The organism is Aequorivita viscosa, assembly GCF_900106795.1.
Classification (GTDB): Bacteria; Bacteroidota; Bacteroidia; order Flavobacteriales; family Flavobacteriaceae; genus Aequorivita; species Aequorivita viscosa.
On sequence record NZ_FNNS01000003.1, the window covers coordinates 182,344 to 204,620 of the forward strand.

Below are 22,277 nucleotides of genomic sequence, written 5' to 3' on the forward strand. Positions count from 1 at the left end.
ATCAGGTCCTACTCCTGCAAGGTGTTCCCGCTTTTTCAGCGGGCTCCTTGTAGGTGTTTACTGGGTTTAACCTTCAGGTTGAAATAATAATGATTGTTAATTCCGGTTATACCTACAAGGTCCTCAAGACCTTGCAGGATAAGGGTTTTCATTTTTTAGAAAAGGTTCATTTCCAAATCAATGCCTTTTTCGAACGTACATTGTTGTCCTCCTGAAAATAATGAAATCGTGCTTTTAACAATAGCTTTCTACCCTGAGGATTTCTTGTGAACGTAAGGTTTGCGCTCTTATTGAACTTTTTCCAATTGGTGAAAAATACATCGGCGTCTGTTCTTCTTTCGGCAAATATCTTTGGAACCGTGTAATAATTTGAAAGCCCTAATAAGTTTCTGAACCAAGATGCTTGGGTGATTATGTAACGCGGGTTTTCAACAGGGGAGATAATTTCTTCCAAATAATCTATAAAAAGAAGACTTTCCTTTACCGTCGCGCCTTGTAAAAAGCAGGTTATTTCAGTTTGACTAAATTCTTCAATGACTACTTCAATGTCATTCGGAGAAGTTTTAATAATTTGTTTTTCAATCATCGCCAACTTTAAGGCATTTGCGATTTTACCCAACTGCTTATCTCTTCTTCCGTATTTAAGGTATAATTTAAGGGCTTTAAATGTTTTTGGAATAAAAAGTATGGCAATTCCACTTACTACGGCATAAAAAAATGCAAGTACTCCTTTTGATATTAAAGTGAAAAAATTATTTATGAAAAGTTCTGGTAAGGTTATTAATATCAATGCAGTAAGTTCTATGAAAGTATATTTAACCAGATCGCGGAAATAAAGTTTTTTCGGTTTACCGGAGGATTTTTCTTTGGCAAAATCCAGTTTCAATTCTCGAATTAAAATTGAACCCTTTTCCAAAGCTGTTTCCCATCTTTCTTTTACATTTTTACGATTACGGGATAGAGATTGCATTTTATCGTTTATTACATCTATTTCGGAAACCTGGTTAGTAACTCCCAATCGGTCGATTCCATTTTCAATAAATGGTTTTCCTTCAAGGGAAATTCCGCAGAAAGCATCGAATCTTCGCGACAAGGTTTCTACATCTGCCCCACCAATTTCACTGGTTGGATCAATGCAAGCGAGATGCCAAATGTTTGCAACTTTTTCGGGTTCTAAAGGATTTACGCGAAGTGCCCGCCCGCGCATTTGATTGGAAGTTACAAAGGAACCTACAAAAGATGCCAAAACAAGCGTGTTGATTGCTGGTGCATCCCAGCCTTCTCCCAACAATGATTTAGTGCCGATGAGGACCTCAATAAATCCTTCTTCAAAAAGCTGGGTCATTGCGCTAACCATTTCCTTTTTTCCACTCGCAGTCGGCGTAATGATAAGAAACTCGGTGTCCCACAAAATGGATTGCGAAAAAGCTTCTAAAGAAATTTTGGCAGTCAATTCATCTACCAACGAATTGTGAATTAAAATCAAAGAGCCTGAAAGTACCGCCAATTTACTTTTCTGAAGTGATAAATCGGAATCATTTCTTATTGCATTTCGTAAATATTGGAAAATTGGTATCACGCCCAATTTGTTTATTTCTGAAAGTGAATCACCATATTTAAAATCGAGAAATTCTTTCCGTATATAATCTGAAAGAATCACCATCCTAAGCGAATTTCCAAGAGTATCGGCTTCAATTCTTGCGATTTCTACTATGCTTTTTAGCTTCGTTGGACTTTGGGAAAGGGAACGATAAAGATTGCTTTCGCCTACAAGGTTTACACGCCTTTTGTCAAAAGCTCCAATTTTCTTTAGGTCTTTTTCAATAGCATTTAGAAGACTTTCATTTTCAATATAAAGTGCCCTCTCACCAACCAATAAAGGTTGTAAAAGAGCTTCGACCCATTCATAGCTAAGTGAGGGAAAGGTTATGTCCTTTGGTTTCGCTCCCAATAATTCGATTTTCTCCAATGGAATTTTAAAATCAATTGAATTTAAATAAATGAGAATTGCCGAATAGAAATCTGGCTGCTCATAAACAGCTTCTATCGAATTTTCAGTATCTGCATAAAACGGATGCTTCAGAATAAATTTCCTAAATTCTTCATTAGCTTTTAAGGAAGAAACAAACGCTACCAATTGCTCACGATATTTAATGATATATCGAATTTGCTCCTGCTGTGGTTTAGAAAAATAAATATAATCCTGATGCGGACACAAATTGCCTTCTTTCACCAATTCTGGCAAGCCGATTTCCATATCAATCGGGCCACATAGTTCGAAATATTTTGCTATTTCCCTTGCATCACTATCATAAGGAGGTGTGGCGGTTAGGGAAATTAAGGTGGAATCTGGAAGTTTTTTGAGACTAAAAAGAGGTTTCCACCATTCGTTTTTTAGATGATGGGCTTCGTCTAAAACCAAGTTTTTAATTCCTGCATTCTCAAAGAACGTTAGCAATTTCGTTTCCGAACTTTCCAATTCATTTTTATAAAAGGAATGCAAAGATTGGTAGGTTGAAAAAGTAAGCGTTTCTGGGTTCTTTAAGTCGAATGTTATTGAAATTGAATTTTCGCCGTTTATAAAACACTCTAACATACGTTCGTGCCATTGGTTTCGAATGGTTAAAGTAGGTGCTAGGATGAGTGCTTTTTTGTTTATTCTTCGCACCATCTCCAAGCCAAGTACGGTTTTTCCCGAGCCAGGTGGCGCCACTACGTGCAAGTGATTATCTTCTAAATGAACAGGAAAACCTTCCAAAAAACGCTGTTGATAGCTACGCCAAGAAAATTTAAATAGAAGTGAGGTGGATAGCATGCTCAATTTATGAAAGGCTCAGATTATATTGGTAAATTTGCAACGCCAAAAATAGGGACTTTTGTTCAGTTTCATAGAACGCTAAAAACCTTGTTCCTACTTGGCTATAAATTCAAAAATAAATTCGAGATACCATTTTCAATCTAATGTCTAATATCTCAAATCTAAAATCTATATAGATATGTACCCATTAAGAAGAAACCGAAGATTACGAACCAGTGAAAGTATGCGAAGTTTGGTTCGCGAAACAATTATAAGTCCAAATGATTTTATCGTGCCGCTTTTTGTGGTGGAAGGCAAAGGTGTAAAAGAAGAAATTGCTTCTATGCCGAATTACTATCGTCTAAGTTTGGATTTACTTGAAAAGGAAGTAAAAGAACTGTGGAAACTCGGACTGAAATCGGTGTTGCTTTTTGTAAAAGTTGATGATACCCTGAAAGATAACTCTGGAAAGGAAGCATTAAATCCTGATGGATTAATGCAACGCGCCATTAAAACAGTGAAAAACGCGGTCCCCGAAATGCTTGTGATGACCGACGTTGCCTTAGATCCTTTCTCAGTTTATGGTCACGACGGAATTATTTCAGATGGAAAAGTGTTAAACGACGATAGTAGCGCCGTTTTGGCTGAAATGTCTTTGAGTCACGCCATAGCTGGTGCCGATGTTGTTGCGCCAAGCGATATGATGGACGGACGAATTTTTGAAATCAGAACACTTTTGGAAGACGAAGGTTTCTTCGATACGGGAATTATGGCGTATAGTGCCAAATACGCTTCAGCATTTTACGGACCTTTCCGAGATGCTTTAGATTCGGCTCCTGTGGATTCAAAAGATATTCCAAAGGACAAAAAAACCTACCAAATGGACTTTGGAAACCGCGAAGAAGCCATTCGTGAAACTTTGATGGATATTGACGAAGGGGCAGATATTGTGATGGTAAAACCTGCACTTTGCTATTTAGATATAGTTCGTGAAATAAAGGATGCTGTAAACGTTCCGGTCGCTGTTTATCAAGTAAGCGGAGAATATGCTATGCTAAAAGCGGCCGCTGAAAAAGGTTGGTTAGACCACGATGCTGTTATGATGGAACAAGTTACCGCTATAAAACGTGCAGGTGCTTCAATGATTGCGAGCTACTTTGCTAAAGATGTGGTTAAATTAATTTCGTAAATACGCTTTGTTTTTTTGACCTTCCAAATTTATATATTTCCATTTTGAATAGTTTTAAATGTATAAACTTGGAAGGTTTCTAAACAAAATATTTAGGCTCTAGAACAATAGCGTCCTAAACGTTTTTACTAATCTCTGCAAAACACCTTATTTTATTAATATTTTTGGAGGTTTAATGTTTTAAGGGGTTGAAAATTAAATGTCAAATCGGCCTATCGGAAATTTATCGTAAAATTTGAAATGAGAGCAGCGTTAAAAATTTTAGGCTGTTTGAGCATTATAAATTTTTATATTTAGCAAGAAATATCAAAGCGAGTTCCTAAAATTTAGCTGCCGAATGATAAATTTAGATAAAGTTTCGTCAGCCTAGACTTTTTTGTTTCTTTTTTGGGCGATGCAAAAAAGAAAAGAGGTCGAAAAAAATTAAAAAACTTTTCAAATGGACAACAAAATTTATTTAGGACAGGATTGGCTCTAGAATTATAAATATTTTATCATATTCAAATACATTTTTGACATACATTTGCTTCGTGAAACATTTTGAAAAACATCTATCTAAGTTACTAGCAGTAGTTGCTGTTTTTTTCCTTTTTGGAAATGAAGCGGTGGCTAGTATTAAGCTCGGTGATGATTTTCATGGTAACAAACAAGTAGCCTCTTCATTTCAGCAAGACACTCAGGAGAAACCTTTTCTCTTTAATGAAATTTCCATTGGAGAGGCCTCCCAAACTATTTCTCAAAATGAAAATTTTGGTTTTGGTCAAGTTGGGGTGTTTTATTCACGACAGGAATTTTCCCAAATAAATGATTTTTCTACTTTTCATTGTTCTTTTTCTTTAAAAGACAAACGGGAACTCATTTTTCAATATTTATTTCCCTTTCATTTCTTCTGGTAATTTTTAGATGATTATTTCGTTGGTTTGAATTGATTTTCAAACCCTTACTTATTTAAATTATTCATCTTAAAATTATTCATTATGAAATTTGATTCAACTATTGTTGGGGTTATTATCGTGTTGTTAATATTCATCCCATTGGCTTATATGATTATTAATGCCTCAAATATAAACAAAAAAATTGCAAAATCGTTAACCGAACTTTCACAAGCCAAAGGCATTACGTTAAAAAATATTGATGTAATTGGCAATTTGGTTATTGGTATAGATGAAGGGACTAAAAAACTTGTTTATTCATCTGCAAAAAACGTAACAGACGATTTCAGAATTGTGAATCTAGAAGAAGTAAAGGATTTCCGTATTAAAAGTATTAAGCAGAATGAAAAAACGCTTGACTGGGTAGGTCTTGAACTTATGGATAAACAAGGAAAACACGAAATTCAGTTTTATTCTGAAACCGATGAATCTGGTTTAACCAAAGATCCGTTTGTTTGCTTGCAAGATGCCAAGCGTTGGGAAAATTCGGTAAGACCCCTTTTAAAAGCTTCATAGATTAGTCTCAAAGTCAAAAAACCGCTTCAAAATTAATTTCTGAAGCGGTTTTTTATGTTCTAGTGCGTTGTGAAAGAACTATGAATTTTGACTTCTAATTTCTTCGACCATTTTTTTCATTTCGGTTTCTTTTTGAGTTCCAATTAAAAATTTCTTTCCGTTTGTAAGTTCAATTGCCAAACCTTTGTTTCCTTTTATATTGTAAACCGTGCCATAAGCCGTCCCAAGCCGGATGCCCCAGCCTCCAACAAATCCGTAGTTTACGACTTCAGCAGTTTTTATTTCGCTCCAACCAACTTGTTTCTTTACAAAAGGGAAGAAGCTCATTCTGATTTCGTTCTGGTTAATTTCGGTTTTAAGCTTCACAACTAAAAACAATGCAATTAGCCCATAAATAATAACCGAAAAAATAATAAATGCAAAGCCAAAAGAATTTTCACTTGCAACTTCTACTTCATTACTTACCTGTTTAAAAATCGGAAATATCGGCAAGACACCAATTCCTATTAAAATAATCCAAAGCCACCACCGCGTGAATTTCTGCTCTTCTGTAAAACTTCGTTTCATATACTGTTGATAGATTAGGTGCTGTCGTAAAACTAATGAAATATTCTTTAAAACTCAGAAATGAAAACTGTTGCGACTTCTTGAAATTAATTAAATTTACAGCTATAAAATACTGGCCTCATAGTTCAATGGATAGAATAGAAGTTTCCTAAACTTTAGATCCAAGTTCGATTCTTGGTGAGGCTACTAATTTGATTTATAGGCTTTTTGCTTTATTCCTTTTTTCATTTTGTGAAACATTTGTAGAACAGTTTGTATTTAATCTTTTGGGATAAAGATTAATTGTTGCGGAGTGAAATTATAAATTCATCTATTTAGATGGGTAGTATATTTTGCGTTACCTTCTTTTCGACCTTAAATTTTTCAATTTGAGCTTCTATTTCGATTTCTTTCAAGATCGGCTTTATCTTCAATTTTTCAAGTTCTTTGTCCTTCTTATTTTATAATAACTTTAAGCCTTTCGTGTAAGAATTTCGTGTAATTTATCCCTTTTATTCATTTCAGATTTAGTTTTTGTTACTATGAGAGAAAATACGATTTCAGCTTTAATTATTTTTGGCGTTTTGGCTTTGGTTGGGACTTTGTGGTTTGCTTACGAAAATCCCGCCCTAAATCCACGATTAAAACAAGAGTCATATACTATTATTCGAAAATGGGAATTACCTGTTGCGCTCGAAGAAGTGTCTGGAATCAGGTATTTTTCTGATGATAAAATGGCGTGTGTGCAAGACGAAGAAGGAATTATATTTATTTATAATCTAGATACTGATTCGGTAGATAAGAAAATTAATTTTGGAAAACCAGGAGATTATGAAGGTGTAACAATTGTCGATAGTACTGCTTATGTTTTGGAAAGTAGCGGAAAAATTTTTGAAGTTTCAAACTTCCTTAGTCCCGAGTTTCAAACCGTAGAGTATAAAACACCTTTTTCTGGTAGGAATAATATGGAATCGTTAGTGGCGGATTCAATAAACAACAGACTTTTGCTTGCTGTTAAAGATACTGATCCAAATAGCAAAGACTATAAAGGAATTTATGCGTTTGATTTAGAAACTAAAAAGGTGTTAACTAATCCCGTGTTTAAAATTCCTTTAAATGATCCAATTTTTGGAGACAAGAAAAGCAAAAAAAACAAAAAGAAGTTTGATAAGTTTTATCCTTCAGAAATAGCAATTAATCCAATAGATGGTAATATTTATGTACTGGAAGGAAAAAATCCGCGATTGCTCATTATGACGCCGGATGGTAAGCTCGTAAGGCTTCACGACTTAAACAAAAAATCGTTTCCGCAACCAGAAGGAATGACGTTTGCTCCAGATGGTACCTTGTATATCTCCAACGAAGGAAAAAAAGGAACTGCAACAATTCTGGAAATTGAACTTAAAAAAGAGAAATAAGGTTTATAAGGTCATCCTAAAACGCACACACTCTAAAAATCTAAAATCTCTAAAGATACTCGTCTTTTAAATTGTCCAACATTATTGCTGTCATTTCATCGAGGGATACTTTATGCTCCCAACCCCAATCTGTTCGAGCCTCACTGTCGTCAATACTCTGTGGCCAACTGTCTGCAATTGCTTGCCTAAAATCTGGGTCGTAACTTATTTTGAACTCAGGAATATGTTTTTGGATACTTGCAGTTATTTCTTCAGGATTAAAACTAAGCCCAGAAAGATTATATGAGCTTCTTACTTTAATGTTCTCTTTGTCAGTTTCCATAATTCCTACAGTGGCACGAATAGCATCGTCCATAAACATCATAGGAAGTGTGGTTTCAGCATTAAGAAAGCAAACATATTCTTTATGTTTTAAAGCTTTGTGATATATATCGACAGCATAATCTGTAGTCCCACCTCCAGGCAGTGTTTTGTAACTAATAAGACCAGGATATCGGATGCTTCTAACATCTACGCCATAACGATTGTGGTAGTATTCGCACCAGCGCTCACCAGTTTGTTTGCTTATTCCATAAACAGTACTAGGCTCCATAACCGTACACTGTGGTGTGTTGGTCTTTGGCGTAGTTGGGCCGAATACGGCAATACTTGAAGGCCAAAATACCTTATCAATTTTTTTATCCTTTGCTAAGTTTAAAACGTGAAAAAGCGAGTTCATGTTGAGGTTCCAGCCTTTCATCGGAAATTTTTCGGCAGTGGCAGAAAGCATGGCTGCCATTAAATAAACATCGGTAATTTCGTGGCGAATAACGACTTCTTGAATAGCTTCATAATCCATTGCATCTAGAATTTCGAAAGGCCCACTTTGCATCATTTCTTCGCTGCCTTCTCTAATATCACTTGCAATTACTTTATGGCTTCCGAATTTTGAACGTAAATAAACAGTCAATTCTGTTCCAATTTGTCCGCTGGCCCCGATAATCAATATTCGCTTCTTCATAAATTATATGTGTAAAATGTGGTGCAAAGGTACAAATTATCAAGGCTTTCAAATTCAAAAAAAATATATGTCATTTGTTTAATAACCAGTATCTTTGCTTGCTTTTAAAATTTTATGAAGTTTATAATATTCCTTTTAGCGCTTGCAGGGTTACTTTTTTCCTGTCAAAACACTACTAAAGAGAATGAAAAAGAAGAAACTCACCACGAAACATCTATTGTTTTTGGCGATTCAGATTTTTCATTTCCAGAACTTTCGGCCCCAGCAAAACAACAAGCAATTCAGTGGGGTGTGTTTGAAGATATTTTAGCCGAAACCAAAAAGTTAAACGGGAGCAACTTGCGCACATTAAAAAATCGCTCAGAGCGCCTTTCGGAATATTCCGATTCTCTTTTTAAAAAAGTACCCGACACTTTAAATACCAATCAAATTAGAAGTCGGTTATTGGTAGTGAAAACTCGTGCTGAAGTCTTGAAACAAGCGGCTCACAGTGAAATATTAGATTCTGCTGCTCTTCAAAATTCAGTTTCAGAAATGAACGGAGCAGTTAAAAACCTCATCGTTCATTTAAACGAGAAGTTTTTAAAAGATAAGATCGATTCTCAACGATTGGAAAACGAGAAAATGGAATTAAGGGAGCAACAACGCTATAAAGATTCAATTATGAATTTGGAGCGTCAAGATATACAACGTAGAAAACTGTAACATTTTCTAGTTTTGTACAACTTACTTTCGAGTACTTTTTAAGTATTAAAAATTACAATGCCCGTATACAGAATAAAAATCAACAGAAGGAGCATGGAAAGGGCACTTCATCTTCAACTAAAAACAAATATTAATTAAAATGAAAACTAAATTTCTAAAACCTGCTATAGCTATTACAGCCGTAATGGTAGCAGCTGTTTCCTGTAAGGAAAAAACCGAGATTGCTAAAGTTGAGACCGAATCACACGGTATCATTTTAGAAAACATGGACACTACAGTGAGTCCGAAAGTTGATTTTTACAACTATGTAAATGGCAACTGGATGAAAAACAATGAGATTCCAGACGACCAAACGCAGTGGGGAGGTTTTACCATTCTTAGAAAGAAAACCGACGAAGATGTGCTAAACATTTTGTCGAAAGCCAAGGAAAGTGGTAAATATGCGCCAGAAACCGACCAAGCAAAAGCTTTGATGATTTTCGAATCTGAATTGGATACAGTTGCAAGAAACAAGGCTGGAATCGAGCCATTGAAACCAATTCTTGAAAAAATTGCCAATGTAAAAAGTATTGAAGATTTTCAAAAATTAATTACTGAAGATGCAGTTTCTGTTTCACAACCTTTTGTTGGTATTGCTGCTTTTTCTAACCCTAGTAATAGTGCCATTAATTCAGCCTATATCATGCCAGGCAGTTTAGGTCTTCCTGATCGTGATTTCTATACAAATACAGATCCTGCTTCGGTTAAAATCCGAGAGCAATACGTAGATCATATTACCAGAATGCTACAGTTTTTGGGCGATACAGAAGAGTCTGCGCGTAAACAAGCTGAAACTATTCTAGCTTTTGAAACAAAACTTGCCGCTCCAAGATTTGATAAAGTTCAAAGTCGCGACTTTAGAAACTTAAATAACCCAAGAAGCATGGCAGAATTGCAAAACATGCTGCCAGAACTTAATTGGAAACAGGTTTTTAAAGGTATGGGAGCAATTAAAATTCCAGATACTGTAATTGTAATGCAGCCAAAATATATGGCTACTTTAAAGCAAATGTTTGCTAAACCAGATTTAGATACTTGGAAAACAGTTATTCGTTGGTCTACGCTAAACAGTTCAGCTTCTATGTTGTCTACAGAAATTGAACGAGCAAATTTTGACTTCTACAGCACAACGTTAAAGGGTACTAAAAAACAAAAACCAGCAAAAGAGCGTGCACTTGCAACCGTTAACGGAAGCGTAGGAGAAGCGTTAGGAAAGCTTTACGTAGATGAAATGTTCCCGCCAGAGGCAAAAGCAAAAGCCGAAAAAATGATTGCAAACGTAATTGCCGCATATAAGGACCGTATTAGTGCTTTAGATTGGATGAGCGACAGCACCAAAGTAAAAGCAATTGAGAAATTAGACAGATTCACTGTAAAAATAGGATATCCAGACAAATGGAAGGATTATTCAACCATGGAAGTAAAGGAAGGAAACACGTATTACGACAATATGGTTGCTGTAGGAGCTTGGGGCTTTAAAGAAAATCTTGATAAAATTGATGAGCCTGTAGACCGTACGGAATGGGGAATGAGCCCACAAACTGTGAACGCTTATTTCAATCCATTTAATAACGAAATAGTTTTCCCAGCGGCAATCCTTCAACCACCTTTCTACGATTATAAGGCTGATGAAGCTGTAAATTATGGTGGAATGGGTGCTGTAATCGGTCACGAAATCTCACATGCTTTTGATGACAGTGGTTCACGTTTTGACGCTAATGGAAACTTAGTAAACTGGTGGACAGATACCGATCTTAAAAACTTTACAGAGCGAGGTGATAAGCTAGCCGAGCAATACAGTAATGTTGAAGTTTTAGACAGTGTTTTTATTAATGGAAAATTCACTTTGGGTGAAAACATCGGTGACCTTGGTGGAATCGTTGGAGCTTATGATGGCTTACAGCGTTTTTATAAAGAAAACGGACGTCCTGATAATATTGACGGTTTTACACCAGAACAACGTTTCTTTATGAGTTGGGCAACCGTTTGGCGCACAAAATCTCGTGATGAGGCACTAAGGAACCAAGTGAAAACAGATCCGCATTCGCCTGGAAAAGTAAGAGCTACACAACCTTTAGTTAACGTTGATGCTTTTTATGAAGCATTTGATATTAAAGAAGGCGATCCAATGTACCTTGCCCCAGAAGACAGGGTTCGTATTTGGTAGTGTTTTAAAATATAGCTTGTCCTGCAAGGTTTCAAAAACCTTGTAGGTATTGCCCTAAAAAAATGGCTGTTTCAGAAATTGAAGCAGCCATTTTTTTCGTTAATAATGCTCTGAAATAGTAGTTTATAGCAAGAGCATTTGTTTTTCCTGTAAGGTTTCCAAAACCTTGTAGGTCTTTCTTCTGTCTATGTAGGCTATTTAAAGCAATTCCTTCTTAAAAGCATACCCCAAAACCTTCTTAAAATTCTCCGAATCTACCTGTTTAAAAACTTCATTAGCATTCGCCTCCGAAAAAGTTGGCGGCTCCAATCCAAGTTCTTTTGCCTTTTGAACATAGTAATCCGATTTCTTTGGATGATGTGGATTTACGCCATTAAAAATATGTTCGAAGGCATCTTGTTTTATAATTTCAATTAGAATAGTAATACAATCTTCACGATCGATGAGGTTTACAGGAGCATTTCCACCGTTTAAATCATTTCTTCCTGCCAAGTATCTTGCGGGTTGACGGCTGCCACCTAGCAATCCGCCAAAACGGACGATTGTGGTTTTAAAAGCTTTTGTGTTGATAAACAATTCTTCCACCTGCCGCAATTGCTTCCCTGCTATCGTATCAGGCTTTGGTTCGATGTTTTCTGTCACTTTTCCTTGGGAATCATCATAAACCGAAGTGCTGCTAACTAAAATGACTTTTGGTACGGAAGCCTTTTTAATTTCCTCTAAAAAATGAACCATTTTAAGCACATAATCTGCGCCCGTGTTTCTTCTTAAACCTGGCGGAATCATAATCATCAGGCAATCTATATTCTCGAGTAATACTTTGACTTCACCTTTGATTCCCATTTCTGAAATTTCCAAGGGAAAAGCATTTAGACCATTTTGTTGCAGTAAAGTGGCTTTTTCAACCGTGGTTACAGAACCTTTTACGGTATAACCAAAATTACTAAGGCGAGAAGCTAAAGGTTGTCCGAGCCATCCAAGTCCGGCTATGGCGATTTTTTTATTCATATAAATGCCCGTGAAGGCTGGTATCTGTTATAGGTTCCGACACATTATTAAGCGTGTCTTTCTTATTTTTCTTCAAATGTAACGAATCTATTGAAAAAGTTCGATTCACAGCTACAGCTTCGGTAATGACAAATGGTTTTGGCATCATATAATCGGGTCGTTTTTCGATATTGAACAATGGATTTGTCATTAAATCGAATGAATATTCCATTACTCTAAATGAAACTGGGATGTCTTTTTCAACAGTAAACTTCACTTTTAAAGAATCATTATTTGAAACATAATACCTAACAAGTGCTGCGTTTTTTGTGCCTCGGTACATTTTATCCGAACTTCCAACTTGCGCTTCCTTGCCATTAAACGCTAAGGAATGGAAGGAAACATCTTCAGTGCTATACAAGTCAATTTTATTTACGTGCCGCCTAGGTACAATGGTTAAATGAATGTTTCGAAGGTTATTTACAAGCGTATCTTCATCTAAAATTACTTCAAAATCTGGAATAGCTTTTTGCGGGGCTGCGGTGGCATAGGTGTAGTTGATTCCATATTTGCTGTAGGCTGCTTCGTCAAGATATTTTGTCGCATTTTCAGGATTTTCACCAAGATATTTCTGAGTCCATTCGTCAACTTGCTTGTCATAGGTTAACCAAAATGTTTTTCCTGCATCTACATCATTATAATAAACAAGACTGTTTGGTTTTTTTCTTTCTACTGAAAAATCACTTTTTGAATGTGCGGTTATAAAGAATGATACGGCCAATATGAACGAAAGACCTGAAAGTAGGTTTTTCATTTTATAATAGGAAAATATCGGGAGTAACAATCCAAACAGCAATACTGTAAATCCTGCGCTCAATGCCAACATATTTAAGCCTAAACCAACTGGGAAAAATTGGATTAATGGTGCAAAAATAAAAATGGCAGGTACGCCGAGTAGTGTTGTAAGAAGCAGATTAGGACGTTCTTGTTTTAAGATTACAAAAAAGGAAATCAATCCGAAAAACACTGGAATTATAAAAAACGCGGCCCCTTTTAAAATTATGGCAACAGCTGTGTTAATTAATAGCCAAAAGAATAAAGGTGCTACATATAAGGATGGTTCGTTGTATTTTGAATTAAACTTTTTATAAACCGCAAAAGTGATGGCAAGAGAAAGAAACACAAAAAAGGCGATGTACCAATGACCGTTATAGGTAAATCCTTGCTGAATTTCCTGGTATTGCGGATAAAGCACTAATAGCAGTTTCCAGCCAAAAAAGCCCAATAATCCGCTTATTGAAAGCGAAAGTAATAGAGACAGAAAACCTATTGCTATTGCTCTACCTTTTAACCTTTCAATATATATTCCATAAAATATAAGGGTAAAAAACAGTAATGTAGCTATGATGAGCATTGGGATTACCCAAGAAAACGGATAGTTCACCATTTTAACCAACGGAAAATTAAAATAGACATTATCTTGATCCGATTTTATTTCTAAGAGGTTCACGTCTGCAAAATGGTGAAGCAGCGGGAGTAGATAACTACCTTGGTGTTTAAGGCTATCCCAATCTAAAAAATACATAGAATCGTTGGCTGTGTGATAGTTAAAGTGACTATCGATAAAAGCGAAGAAAAAGCCATCAATATCTCCATCTTCCCTAAAAATCGTCGAATCGGTATCATTTGGAAGCATTTTATAAACGCTATACATTAAAGATGAAGCTACGGGATATTCTGGATTTGCTTTAATAAATTCCTTTATCAATTTTGAATTTCCGCCATTGGTTTCTACAATCATATTACTCGGACCGCTAGTGCCCCGAGCTTCAAAATTGAGCACTAAACCAACATTTTGTGCCCAGGGATGTTCGTTTACAAAAAGCTTTGCGCCGTCTAACCCAAGTTCTTCAGCATCTGAAAAGAGAATGATAATATCATTTTTCGGTCTTTTTCCTGATGCCAAATAAGCACGAACACTTTCTAAAATAGTAACTAGCCCCACACCATCATCGCTTGCTCCGTACGATGAGGTTGCTGCACTGTCATAATGAGAGAGCAATAGTAGCGCTTTGCCATTTTCAGAACCTTCAATACGAGCCGCAATATTTACGGGCTTGTTTAGGGTTTTTGAAATAGGATTTAAACTGAAGCCTTCCTGAATATGGGGCTCTAATCCTAATTTTCGCAATTCGCCAATCAAAAATTTTCGTACATCAGCGTGGGCTTCAGAACCAACATAATGCGGTGCTTTTGCAATTTGCTCAAGAGGACCTAAGGCTCTATCTACTGAAAATTCTGTGGACGAAATAGTTTCTCCCTCGTCATAATGCGGCATCAATCCATAAAAACTGTAGTAGGTTAAAACAACAACAAGTATGAATGAAAGTAGCGCATTGAAGATTTTCATAACTAACAAATTTTTGTTAAAAATACGATTTTAATCGAAAGCATTCTTTTTCTTGATGTTTTCGTACTATTAAATTAAGTATATTAGAAGTTCGCAAAAAATTAATGTTATGGGAATTAAAAGTTTTACAGGAAAAAGAGCAAAAGTTCAGAGAAATGTTTCGGAGAATATTAAAGTTTCTGATTATATGACCCGCAATTTAATAACGTTTAAACCCGAGCAATCTATTATGGAAGTAATGGAAGTTCTAGTTAAGAAAGGAATTTCAGGAGGCCCTGTCGTAAACGATAATAATGAACTGGTGGGAATTATTTCTGAAGGGGACTGCTTAAAAGAGCTTAGTGATGCTAGATACCACAACCACCCTATGGAAGATGTAAAGGTAGAGTTGCATATGATTAAAAATGTAGACACTATTGATGGCGAAATGAACGTTTTGGATGCTGCCAATAAATTTCTAGAATCCAAACACCGTCGCTTTCCTATCTTGGAAAACGGAAAATTGGTAGGTCAAATTAGTCAAAGTGATGTACTTCGCGCTGCTATGGAGCTTAAAGGGCATACGTGGTAGTTACTTATATTTCTACATTATCCAGAATTGGGTCACCAATATAATTGACTTTGATTGTACTTTTCCTTAATCAATTTGTGAAAAATTATAAGTTCTAATTTAAACTTTTGCGCTTCTTTCTTCATTTATTACGTTTCCAACCACTTGGTTTCAGAAATTTTTTAATTTTTTCGTACTTAGAGCGATTTAGCTGTAACTAATTATTAGTCAGTTATTTGAATCTAGAAATATCCGTTTACAAACGTTTACAAGCGAATATAAACGAAAGTAAATAGGTAACAACCGACTATAATTTGGATGCTGTTCTATGTTTGTCCTGTCGAATAAAATGAAATTCGATAGTATCAATTGTTTAACATTAAAATTTAGAAAACATGAGCACACTTAGAAACAAAGTACAGTTGATTGGAAACTTAGGAAACGATCCTGAAATTATCACCTTCGAGGGCGGACGCAAACTTGCAAAGTTTAGTATTGCCACAAACGAAACCTACAAAAACCAGAAGGGTGAAAAAGTAACAGACACGCAATGGCACAATATTGTAGCTTGGGGAAAAACTGCCGAAATTATTGAAAACTACGTTACCAAAGGGAAAGAAATAGCTATTGAAGGCAAATTAACTTCAAGATCTTGGGAAGACAAAGTAGGCGTTAAAAGATATATTACAGAAGTAGTATGCAATGAGCTAGTTATGTTGGGGAATAAATAGAATAACTGGTCAATAAAGCCTTCCGTTATAAATCGGGGGGCTTTTTTCAATTTCAAATCTTTATTTTTACAGAAATGGAAACAACCACCCAGCTACATAAATTCGAATTGCTAAAGACGCATTTCGGCTACGACAAATTTCTCCCTAATCAGGAAGAAATAATCAACAACGTATTAGACCAAAAAGACACCATTGCCATTATGCCGACCGGAGGCGGTAAATCATTATGCTTTCAGTTGCCAGCTTTGGCGTTAAAAGGAACAGCAATCGTAATTTCGCCTTTAATTGCCTTGATGAAAGATCAAGTAGACGCCTTAAAAGCCAATGGGATTTCTGCTGCTTTTTTTAACAGCTCACAACCTTCTGAGGAACAACAGGAAGTTTTAAAAAATCTTCAAAATGGCAAATTAAAGTTGCTGTATGTTGCGCCTGAAAGTCTTCCGCAGCTAAATTTTATTTTGAATTCTATTGAAATAAGCCTTTTCGCTGTCGATGAAGCGCACTGTATTTCCAGTTGGGGTCACGATTTTAGACCAGCCTACACGCAATTAAAACGTCTAAAAGAACAATTTCCATCCGTTCCATTAATTGCTTTGACTGCTACCGCAGATCGTCCTACTCGTGAAGACATTGCAGCCCAATTAGCCATCCCCAATGCGAAAACCTTTATAGCATCTTTTGACAGGCCGAATCTTTATTTAGATGTGCGTCCTGGCCAGAACCGCAATAAACAGATTTTAAATTTTCTCGCCAAACGTGGTAAACAAAGTGGCATTATTTATTGTTTGAGTAGAAAAAGTACCGAAAAGCTAGCGGCAACACTCAAGTCGAAAGGCTACGTAGCCGAAGCGTATCATGCTGGACTTACTTCTGAAGAGCGAAGTACGATTCAAGATAATTTCGTAAACGACCGTACGCCAATTATTGTTGCAACCATCGCTTTTGGAATGGGGATCGACAAAAGCAATGTTCGCTGGGTAATCCATTATAATATGCCCAAAAACATTGAAGGCTATTATCAGGAAATTGGACGTAGTGGAAGAGATGGTTTGGCTTCGCATACGATACTTTTCTACAGTTTTGCCGATGTAGTTATGCTTAGAAAATTTGCAGAAGGTACTGAAACCGAAGCCTATCAATTGGCAAAACTTGAACGGATGCAACAATTTGCAGAAGCATTGAGTTGTAGAAGAAAAGCGTTGCTTGGGTATTTTGGAGAACACATAACGGAGGATTGCGGCAATTGCGATATCTGCAAAACACCACCTAAATATTTTGACGGCACACTTATAGCACAAAAAGTATGTTCTGCTGTTGCGAGACTACGGGAACAAGAAGCCTTAGGGATGGTTTTAGACGTGCTGCGTGGTTCGCAAAACGCACAGGTTTACGACAAAGGCTATCAAAACATCAAGACCTTTGGTGCGGCAAAAGATATATCGTGGCGCAATTTGCAGCAATATGTTATCCAGCTTTTGAATCAAGGAGTTTTACAAATTTATTTTCACGAAAATGGACGGTTACTACTCACTCCTTTGGCGAAAAAAGTTTTATATGAAGGAAAAAAGGTGCGTTTGGCAAACATTGTCCAAGATGTAGAAACAGTTAAAACAGAAAAAGCATCAAAGAAACGAGCTGATCTTTTTGAAAAACTGAGAACTCTTCGATCCAAATTAGCAACTGAATTAGGAGTTCCAGCCTACATAGTATTTAGCGATGCTGCATTGGAAGATATGGAGCATAAAAAACCACGAACCCGTGAAGAATTTGCAGAAGTTTCGGGAGTAGGAGAGGCAAAACTCGAAAAATATGCAGACGATTTTCTTAGAATCATCAATAGATATTTAGATAACTTAGAAAGCAATTTAGCTACGCACGAACGCAGCTATAAACTGTTTATAGAAGAAAAATTTTCGCCTGCAGAAATTGCAATCCGTCGAGGACTGTCAGAAGATACAGTATACGGACACTTTTTAAAAATGCATCAGCTGGGTAACGAAATAGACTTAGTTCAATTTATTTCATCTGAGGAAATTCAGAAAGTCAAAAACGCTCAAAAAAAGCTTGAAAATCCAGATGGCCTAAAACCATATTTTGAATACTTCGAATCTGAAGTACCTTATTGGAAGATAAAGATGGGGTTGTATCTATAGTATAGGGTTTTCACATTAGAAGTAAATCTCCTGCGCCACCCTAAAAGTATTTGAATGCGCTTCAATAATTATTTTTATATCAGGCGAATATCCTCCGCCCATACTTACCTGAACTGGAATGTCCAAATCTTTGCACAACCCCAAAACAAAGTGATCGCGTTCTTTGCAGCCTTCCACAGTGCAATTTAATCTACCTAGTTTATCGGTTTCTAAAATATCTACCCCGCTCAAATAGAAAATAAAATCAGGGTTTTGCTCGTCGATTAGTTTCGGTAAAGTTTGTTTTAATTTCTGAAGATAAATTTCATCACCACTTCCATCAGGAACGGCGATATCCAAGTCACTTTTCTCTTTTTTGAAAGGGTAATTTCCCGCACCGTGCATCGAAAAAGTAAAAACAGAAGGGTCATTCTTAAAAATTTCAGCTGTACCATTACCTTGATGCACATCTAAATCTACAATCAAAATTTTATCTGCAAGTTTCTTTTTTTGTAGATAGCGTGCTGCAATAGCTTGATCATTGAACATACAGAAACCTTCACCGTGATTGGTATAAGCGTGATGTGTACCACCGGCAATATTCATTGCTATTCCATGGTTTAATGCGTATTCACATCCTTCAATTGTTCCTTGAGCAATGCGGAGTTCTCTTTCAATAAGTTCTTTAGATAAAGGGAAACCAATTTTTCTAGCAGCCCTCTTGTCTATTGTTAGATTTAATAAACTTTCAAAATATTCTTCAGTATGTATAGCTAGAATATCTTCATTTAAAGGCATTTCAGGTTCGAAAAAGTTTTCTGCTATACAAGTTCCTTCGTACAATAACTGCTGTGGCAAAAGTTCGTATTTTTCCATGGGAAAACGATGGCCTTTTGGGAGTGGGTAAACGTACATTGGATGATTTGCAATTTTGAGCATAATGTTTTTTAAAGACGAAACAATTTAAGACGATGGTTTTGTCTTAATTAATGAAGAAACCTAACAAATATCATATTTTAAAAAGAAATCAAGTCCGATTTTTGCAGTCATTTTCAAATTTTTAAGCAATGACAACTTCTGGCAGAATAGAATTGATGGCTCCGGCGGGTAATTTCGAATCCTTGCAAGCAGCATTAGACAATGGAGCCGATTCTATATATTTTGGAGTCGAACAATTGAATATGCGGGCTCGCGCGAGTATTAATTTTACATTGGCAGACCTTCCCGAAATTGCAAAACGATGCAAGAAGAAGAACGTTAGAACGTATCTCACTCTGAACACGATAATTTACGATCACGATCTGTCATTGATTAAAACTTTGTTGGATGCCGCTAAAGCAGCAGATTTAACGGCTGTTATTGCAATGGATCAAGCTGTAATTGCTTATGCTAGGCAGATTGGAATTGAAATTCATATTTCTACCCAAATAAATATTACGAATATCGAAACTGTTAAGTTTTATGCTCTTTTTGCAGATACTATGGTAATGAGTCGGGAGTTGAGTTTACGGCAAATTAAAAGCATAACCGATCAAATTGAAAAAGAACAAGTGAAAGGCCCATCTGGGAATTTGATTGAAGTGGAAATTTTTGGTCACGGGGCGCTTTGTATGGCTGTTTCGGGGAAATGTTATTTGAGCCTTCATTCGCATAACTCCTCCGCCAATCGCGGAGCTTGTAAGCAGAATTGCAGAAAAAAATATACAGTAATCGATCAAGAAACTGGTTTTGAGATTGAGTTGGACAACGAATATATGATGTCGCCAAAAGATCTTTGTACAGTCGATTTTTTAGACCAAGTAATTGAAACAGGCGTAAAAGTTTTGAAAATTGAAGGTCGTGGCCGCGCTCCTGAATATGTCGCTAAAGTGACACAAGTGTATCGCGAAGCAATCAATGCTTATTATGACGGCACGTATTCTCCTGAAAAAGTAGAAGGATGGATGACTGAATTGGCAAAGGTTTACAACCGCGGATTCTGGAGTGGCTATTATTTAGGGCAAAAATTGGGTGAATGGAGCAACACCGATGGCTCGCAAGCAACTCAGAAAAAGGTTTATATCGGAAAAGGAGAACATTATTTTCCGAAAGCCAAAATTGCAGAATTCAAAATAGAAGCATACGATTTAAACGTAGGCGATAAAATCTTGGTTACAGGTCCAACAACGGGTGCCAAAGAATTTGAACTTTCAGAAATGATGGTGAACGATCAATCATTAACCACTGCCAAAAAAGGAGATTCTTGCACTATTCCTGTGCCATTTAGAATTCGAAAATCAGATAAACTTTATAAAATTGTCGCTTCATAAATGGTTGTTGTAACACTTCAACGCAATAAATGTATTGGTTGTAACTACTGTGTAGAAGTAGCTCCAGCCTATTTCAGAATGTCGAAAAAGGACGGAAAAACTGTGTTGCTCCATGCTGAAGATAGAAAAGGTTTTTTTACCCTAAAAATTGCAGATAATTCGCAGTTAGAAACGTGTGAACAAGCCGCAAAGGCCTGTCCGGTAAAAATAATCTCAACAAAATTGATTTAACGATCGGAAGCTACCTCTTCAAGTTTTATCTCTTTTCCAATAATGGGGATTGTTTTCGTATAGAAGCTAATTCGTATTCCGAATAAAAGAATAATTCCGCCAACAATCATTTGTAAAGTAACTTCTTCATTTATAAACATCCAAGCAAAGAGGGTCGTTAATACAGCTTGACCCAATAGACTTACCGAAACTCTTGTAGCGCGCATATGTTTTGTTGCATAACCTAAAAGTAGCCATGCAGCCAATTGGCAAACAAGACCTTGAATCAGTAACGATAACCATCCCATTTGTGTAAATCCTATAAAAGGTTCATTCGTAACAAAGCTTAGTATTCCAAGAAATACTGCCGAGCTAAGGGTGCTTAATGTAATAAAAGGCAATACTTCAACATCATATAACACAAATTTGCTAACCAACATATAAACTGCATAAAAAACACCAGAAAGTATTGCAAATACAAAGGCCAAATCAAAATCTAGGTACACAAAAAAATGAAAACCAACTAAGGTTATCATTCCTAAAATTGCGATAACAGTGCCAATCCAGAAGTTTCTTGTGGGTTTATTCTTTAAAAAGAAAAACGCACCTATTCCTACCCAGACAGGTGATAGGTTGGTCAATAGCGTAGCCTGAGTAGCTGTAGACTCCTGAATTGCAATGTTCCAAACCGTAACATCTAGCGCAAATATAAATCCGCAGAGTATGGTTAGAATCAACATTTTTACTGAAGGAATTTTGAATTTTCCTGATAGTAAAGTGAACGGCACCAATACAGCCGCCGCAATCGCCATTCGGTAAAATGCGGAAATAATGGGAGGCGACAACTTTAGTTTCACCAAAATTGGAAAAATAGAAATACAAATAATTCCAATGACAAGGGCAATTCTAGGCTTTGTCATAGTAGTAAAAATGAAGGATTATTAAAGTTGGCAAAAATACTTTATTAACCCGCGAAAATAGAATAATTAACGTTTGATTATAAATGGGATGGAACGCGGATGACACGGGTTTTCTGGATTTTCACGGGTATTTTTTAGTGAATATCCGTTGCATCAGCGTAATCAGTGTTCTGTATGTTGGAACACAGATGACACGGGTTTTGCGGATTTTTACGGGTGTTTTTTAGTGAATATCCGTTGCATCAGCGTAATCAGTGTTCTATAAATTGGAACACGGATGACACGGGTTTTGCGGATTTTCACGGATGTTTTCAAGTGATTATCCGTTGCATCAGCGTAATCAGTGTTCTATAATTTGGAACGCGGATGACACGTGTTTTTCGGATTTTCACGGATGTTTAACAGTGAATATCCGTTGCATCAGCGTAATCCTCGGTCTATCGATTATTGGTAAAAATTTTTCTACGGAATTCTGGGTTTTTTCCGAAGTTAAAAAGTAATCCCACTTCTATTTCGGTAGCTTTCAAATAATTTATCAACTGATATTCGTGTTGTTGATGGAGAGCTTCAGCTGCTTTGATTTCAATAATTACACAATTATTGACTATTAAATCCGCAAAATATAATCCTACTTGCTTTCCATCATAGTATACCTTTATTTTTTTCTGACGTTCAACATAAAAGCCCATTTTTCCCAACTCTAAAAACATAGCCTTTTC

At 36.3% G+C, this 22,277-nt stretch carries 19 protein-coding genes and 1 tRNA gene; 12 read left to right on the forward strand and 8 right to left on the reverse strand.

The window, feature by feature from the left end; translation table 11 throughout:
* Positions 1-166 precede the first annotated feature (166 nt).
* Positions 167-2,815: a DEAD/DEAH box helicase family protein gene (locus tag BLW28_RS02770; RefSeq protein ID WP_073215085.1), complete on the reverse strand. Its 2,649-nt coding sequence runs from the start codon at positions 2,813-2,815 to the stop codon at positions 167-169.
* 181 nt (positions 2,816-2,996) lie between these two features.
* On the opposite strand from BLW28_RS02770, the gene hemB reads away from it, so the two are divergent.
* From hemB to BLW28_RS02785, 3 genes are all read left to right on the forward strand, one after another.
* Entirely contained in the window at positions 2,997-3,986 is a 990-nt protein-coding gene (gene hemB / locus BLW28_RS02775; protein ID WP_073215087.1) for a porphobilinogen synthase, read from the forward strand.
* Between the two features lie 530 nt (positions 3,987-4,516).
* Positions 4,517-4,882: a hypothetical protein gene (locus tag BLW28_RS02780; RefSeq protein WP_073221978.1), complete on the forward strand. Its 366-nt coding sequence runs from the start codon at positions 4,517-4,519 to the stop codon at positions 4,880-4,882.
* Positions 4,883-4,963: 81 nt separating this feature from the next.
* The gene (locus tag BLW28_RS02785) at positions 4,964-5,434 is read left to right on the forward strand and encodes a hypothetical protein (RefSeq protein ID WP_073221981.1); all 471 of its coding nucleotides are present in this window, start codon (positions 4,964-4,966) and stop codon (positions 5,432-5,434) included.
* A 78-nt stretch (positions 5,435-5,512) separates the two neighbouring features.
* Here the strand turns inward: BLW28_RS02785 and BLW28_RS02790 are convergent, their stop codons facing one another.
* Positions 5,513-6,001 (reverse strand): hypothetical protein, encoded by a 489-nt coding sequence (locus tag BLW28_RS02790; RefSeq protein WP_073221984.1) that lies wholly within the window; start codon positions 5,999-6,001, stop codon positions 5,513-5,515.
* A 114-nt stretch (positions 6,002-6,115) separates the two neighbouring features.
* Between BLW28_RS02790 and BLW28_RS02795 the strand changes: the two genes are divergently transcribed.
* Both BLW28_RS02795 and BLW28_RS02800 read left to right on the forward strand, forming a co-directional pair.
* Positions 6,116-6,187: transfer RNA gene (locus BLW28_RS02795), tRNA-Arg, on the forward strand.
* 335 nt (positions 6,188-6,522) lie between these two features.
* Positions 6,523-7,398, forward strand: coding sequence for an SdiA-regulated domain-containing protein (locus tag BLW28_RS02800; RefSeq protein ID WP_073221988.1), 876 nt, complete (start codon positions 6,523-6,525; stop codon positions 7,396-7,398).
* Positions 7,399-7,447: 49 nt separating this feature from the next.
* Here BLW28_RS02800 and BLW28_RS02805 read toward each other — a convergent pair whose 3' ends face one another.
* Positions 7,448-8,398 carry an NAD-dependent epimerase/dehydratase family protein gene (locus tag BLW28_RS02805; protein ID WP_073221991.1) on the reverse strand — a complete coding sequence of 317 codons (951 nt, stop codon included), beginning with the start codon at positions 8,396-8,398 and terminating at the stop codon, positions 7,448-7,450.
* Between the two features lie 114 nt (positions 8,399-8,512).
* Here BLW28_RS02805 and BLW28_RS02810 point away from each other — a divergent pair, with 114 nt between their 5' ends.
* Both BLW28_RS02810 and BLW28_RS02815 read left to right on the forward strand, forming a co-directional pair.
* Positions 8,513-9,103 (forward strand): hypothetical protein, encoded by a 591-nt coding sequence (locus BLW28_RS02810; protein WP_073221994.1) that lies wholly within the window; start codon positions 8,513-8,515, stop codon positions 9,101-9,103.
* A gap of 139 nt (positions 9,104-9,242) precedes the next feature.
* Entirely contained in the window at positions 9,243-11,309 is a 2,067-nt protein-coding gene (locus tag BLW28_RS02815; protein WP_073221997.1) for a M13 family metallopeptidase, read from the forward strand.
* 198 nt (positions 11,310-11,507) lie between these two features.
* On the opposite strand, the gene BLW28_RS02820 is transcribed toward BLW28_RS02815, so the two are convergent.
* Positions 11,508-12,317, reverse strand: coding sequence for an NAD(P)H-binding protein (locus BLW28_RS02820; RefSeq protein WP_073222001.1), 810 nt, complete (start codon positions 12,315-12,317; stop codon positions 11,508-11,510).
* Positions 12,310-14,706 (reverse strand): M20/M25/M40 family metallo-hydrolase, encoded by a 2,397-nt coding sequence (locus BLW28_RS02825; RefSeq protein ID WP_073222004.1) that lies wholly within the window; start codon positions 14,704-14,706, stop codon positions 12,310-12,312. Before BLW28_RS02825 ends, BLW28_RS02820 begins: the two co-directional genes overlap by 8 nt.
* 109 nt (positions 14,707-14,815) lie before the next feature.
* Here BLW28_RS02825 and BLW28_RS02830 point away from each other — a divergent pair, with 109 nt between their 5' ends.
* The 3 genes from BLW28_RS02830 to recQ all read left to right on the forward strand — a co-directional run bounded on the left by BLW28_RS02830 (position 14,816) and on the right by recQ (position 18,140).
* On the forward strand, positions 14,816-15,277 hold the full coding sequence (locus tag BLW28_RS02830) for a CBS domain-containing protein (protein WP_073222007.1): 462 nt from the start codon (positions 14,816-14,818) through the stop codon (positions 15,275-15,277).
* Positions 15,278-15,651: 374 nt separating this feature from the next.
* Entirely contained in the window at positions 15,652-15,987 is a 336-nt protein-coding gene (locus tag BLW28_RS02835; RefSeq protein WP_073222010.1) for a single-stranded DNA-binding protein, read from the forward strand.
* Between the two features lie 74 nt (positions 15,988-16,061).
* Complete coding sequence (gene recQ, locus BLW28_RS02840; RefSeq protein WP_073222012.1) at positions 16,062-18,140, forward strand: DNA helicase RecQ; 2,079 nt, start codon at positions 16,062-16,064, stop codon at positions 18,138-18,140.
* A 15-nt stretch (positions 18,141-18,155) separates the two neighbouring features.
* Here recQ and BLW28_RS02845 read toward each other — a convergent pair whose 3' ends face one another.
* A complete protein-coding gene (locus BLW28_RS02845) occupies positions 18,156-19,058 on the reverse strand; it encodes a histone deacetylase family protein (protein ID WP_073222015.1) in 903 nt (300 codons plus the stop codon).
* A gap of 128 nt (positions 19,059-19,186) precedes the next feature.
* On the opposite strand from BLW28_RS02845, the gene BLW28_RS02850 reads away from it, so the two are divergent.
* The gene (locus tag BLW28_RS02850) at positions 19,187-20,428 is read left to right on the forward strand and encodes a peptidase U32 family protein (protein WP_073222018.1); all 1,242 of its coding nucleotides are present in this window, start codon (positions 19,187-19,189) and stop codon (positions 20,426-20,428) included.
* Entirely contained in the window at positions 20,429-20,659 is a 231-nt protein-coding gene (locus BLW28_RS02855) for a ferredoxin (protein WP_073222020.1), read from the forward strand.
* Here BLW28_RS02855 and BLW28_RS02860 read toward each other — a convergent pair.
* Both BLW28_RS02860 and BLW28_RS02865 read right to left on the reverse strand, forming a co-directional pair.
* Entirely contained in the window at positions 20,656-21,558 is a 903-nt protein-coding gene (locus tag BLW28_RS02860; RefSeq protein ID WP_073222024.1) for a DMT family transporter, read from the reverse strand. The two genes, BLW28_RS02855 and BLW28_RS02860, sit on opposite strands and share 4 nt — an antisense overlap.
* A 437-nt stretch (positions 21,559-21,995) precedes the next feature.
* Positions 21,996-22,277 (reverse strand): GxxExxY protein (locus BLW28_RS02865; RefSeq protein ID WP_143036829.1); only part of this gene is annotated, 282 nt, incomplete at its 5' end.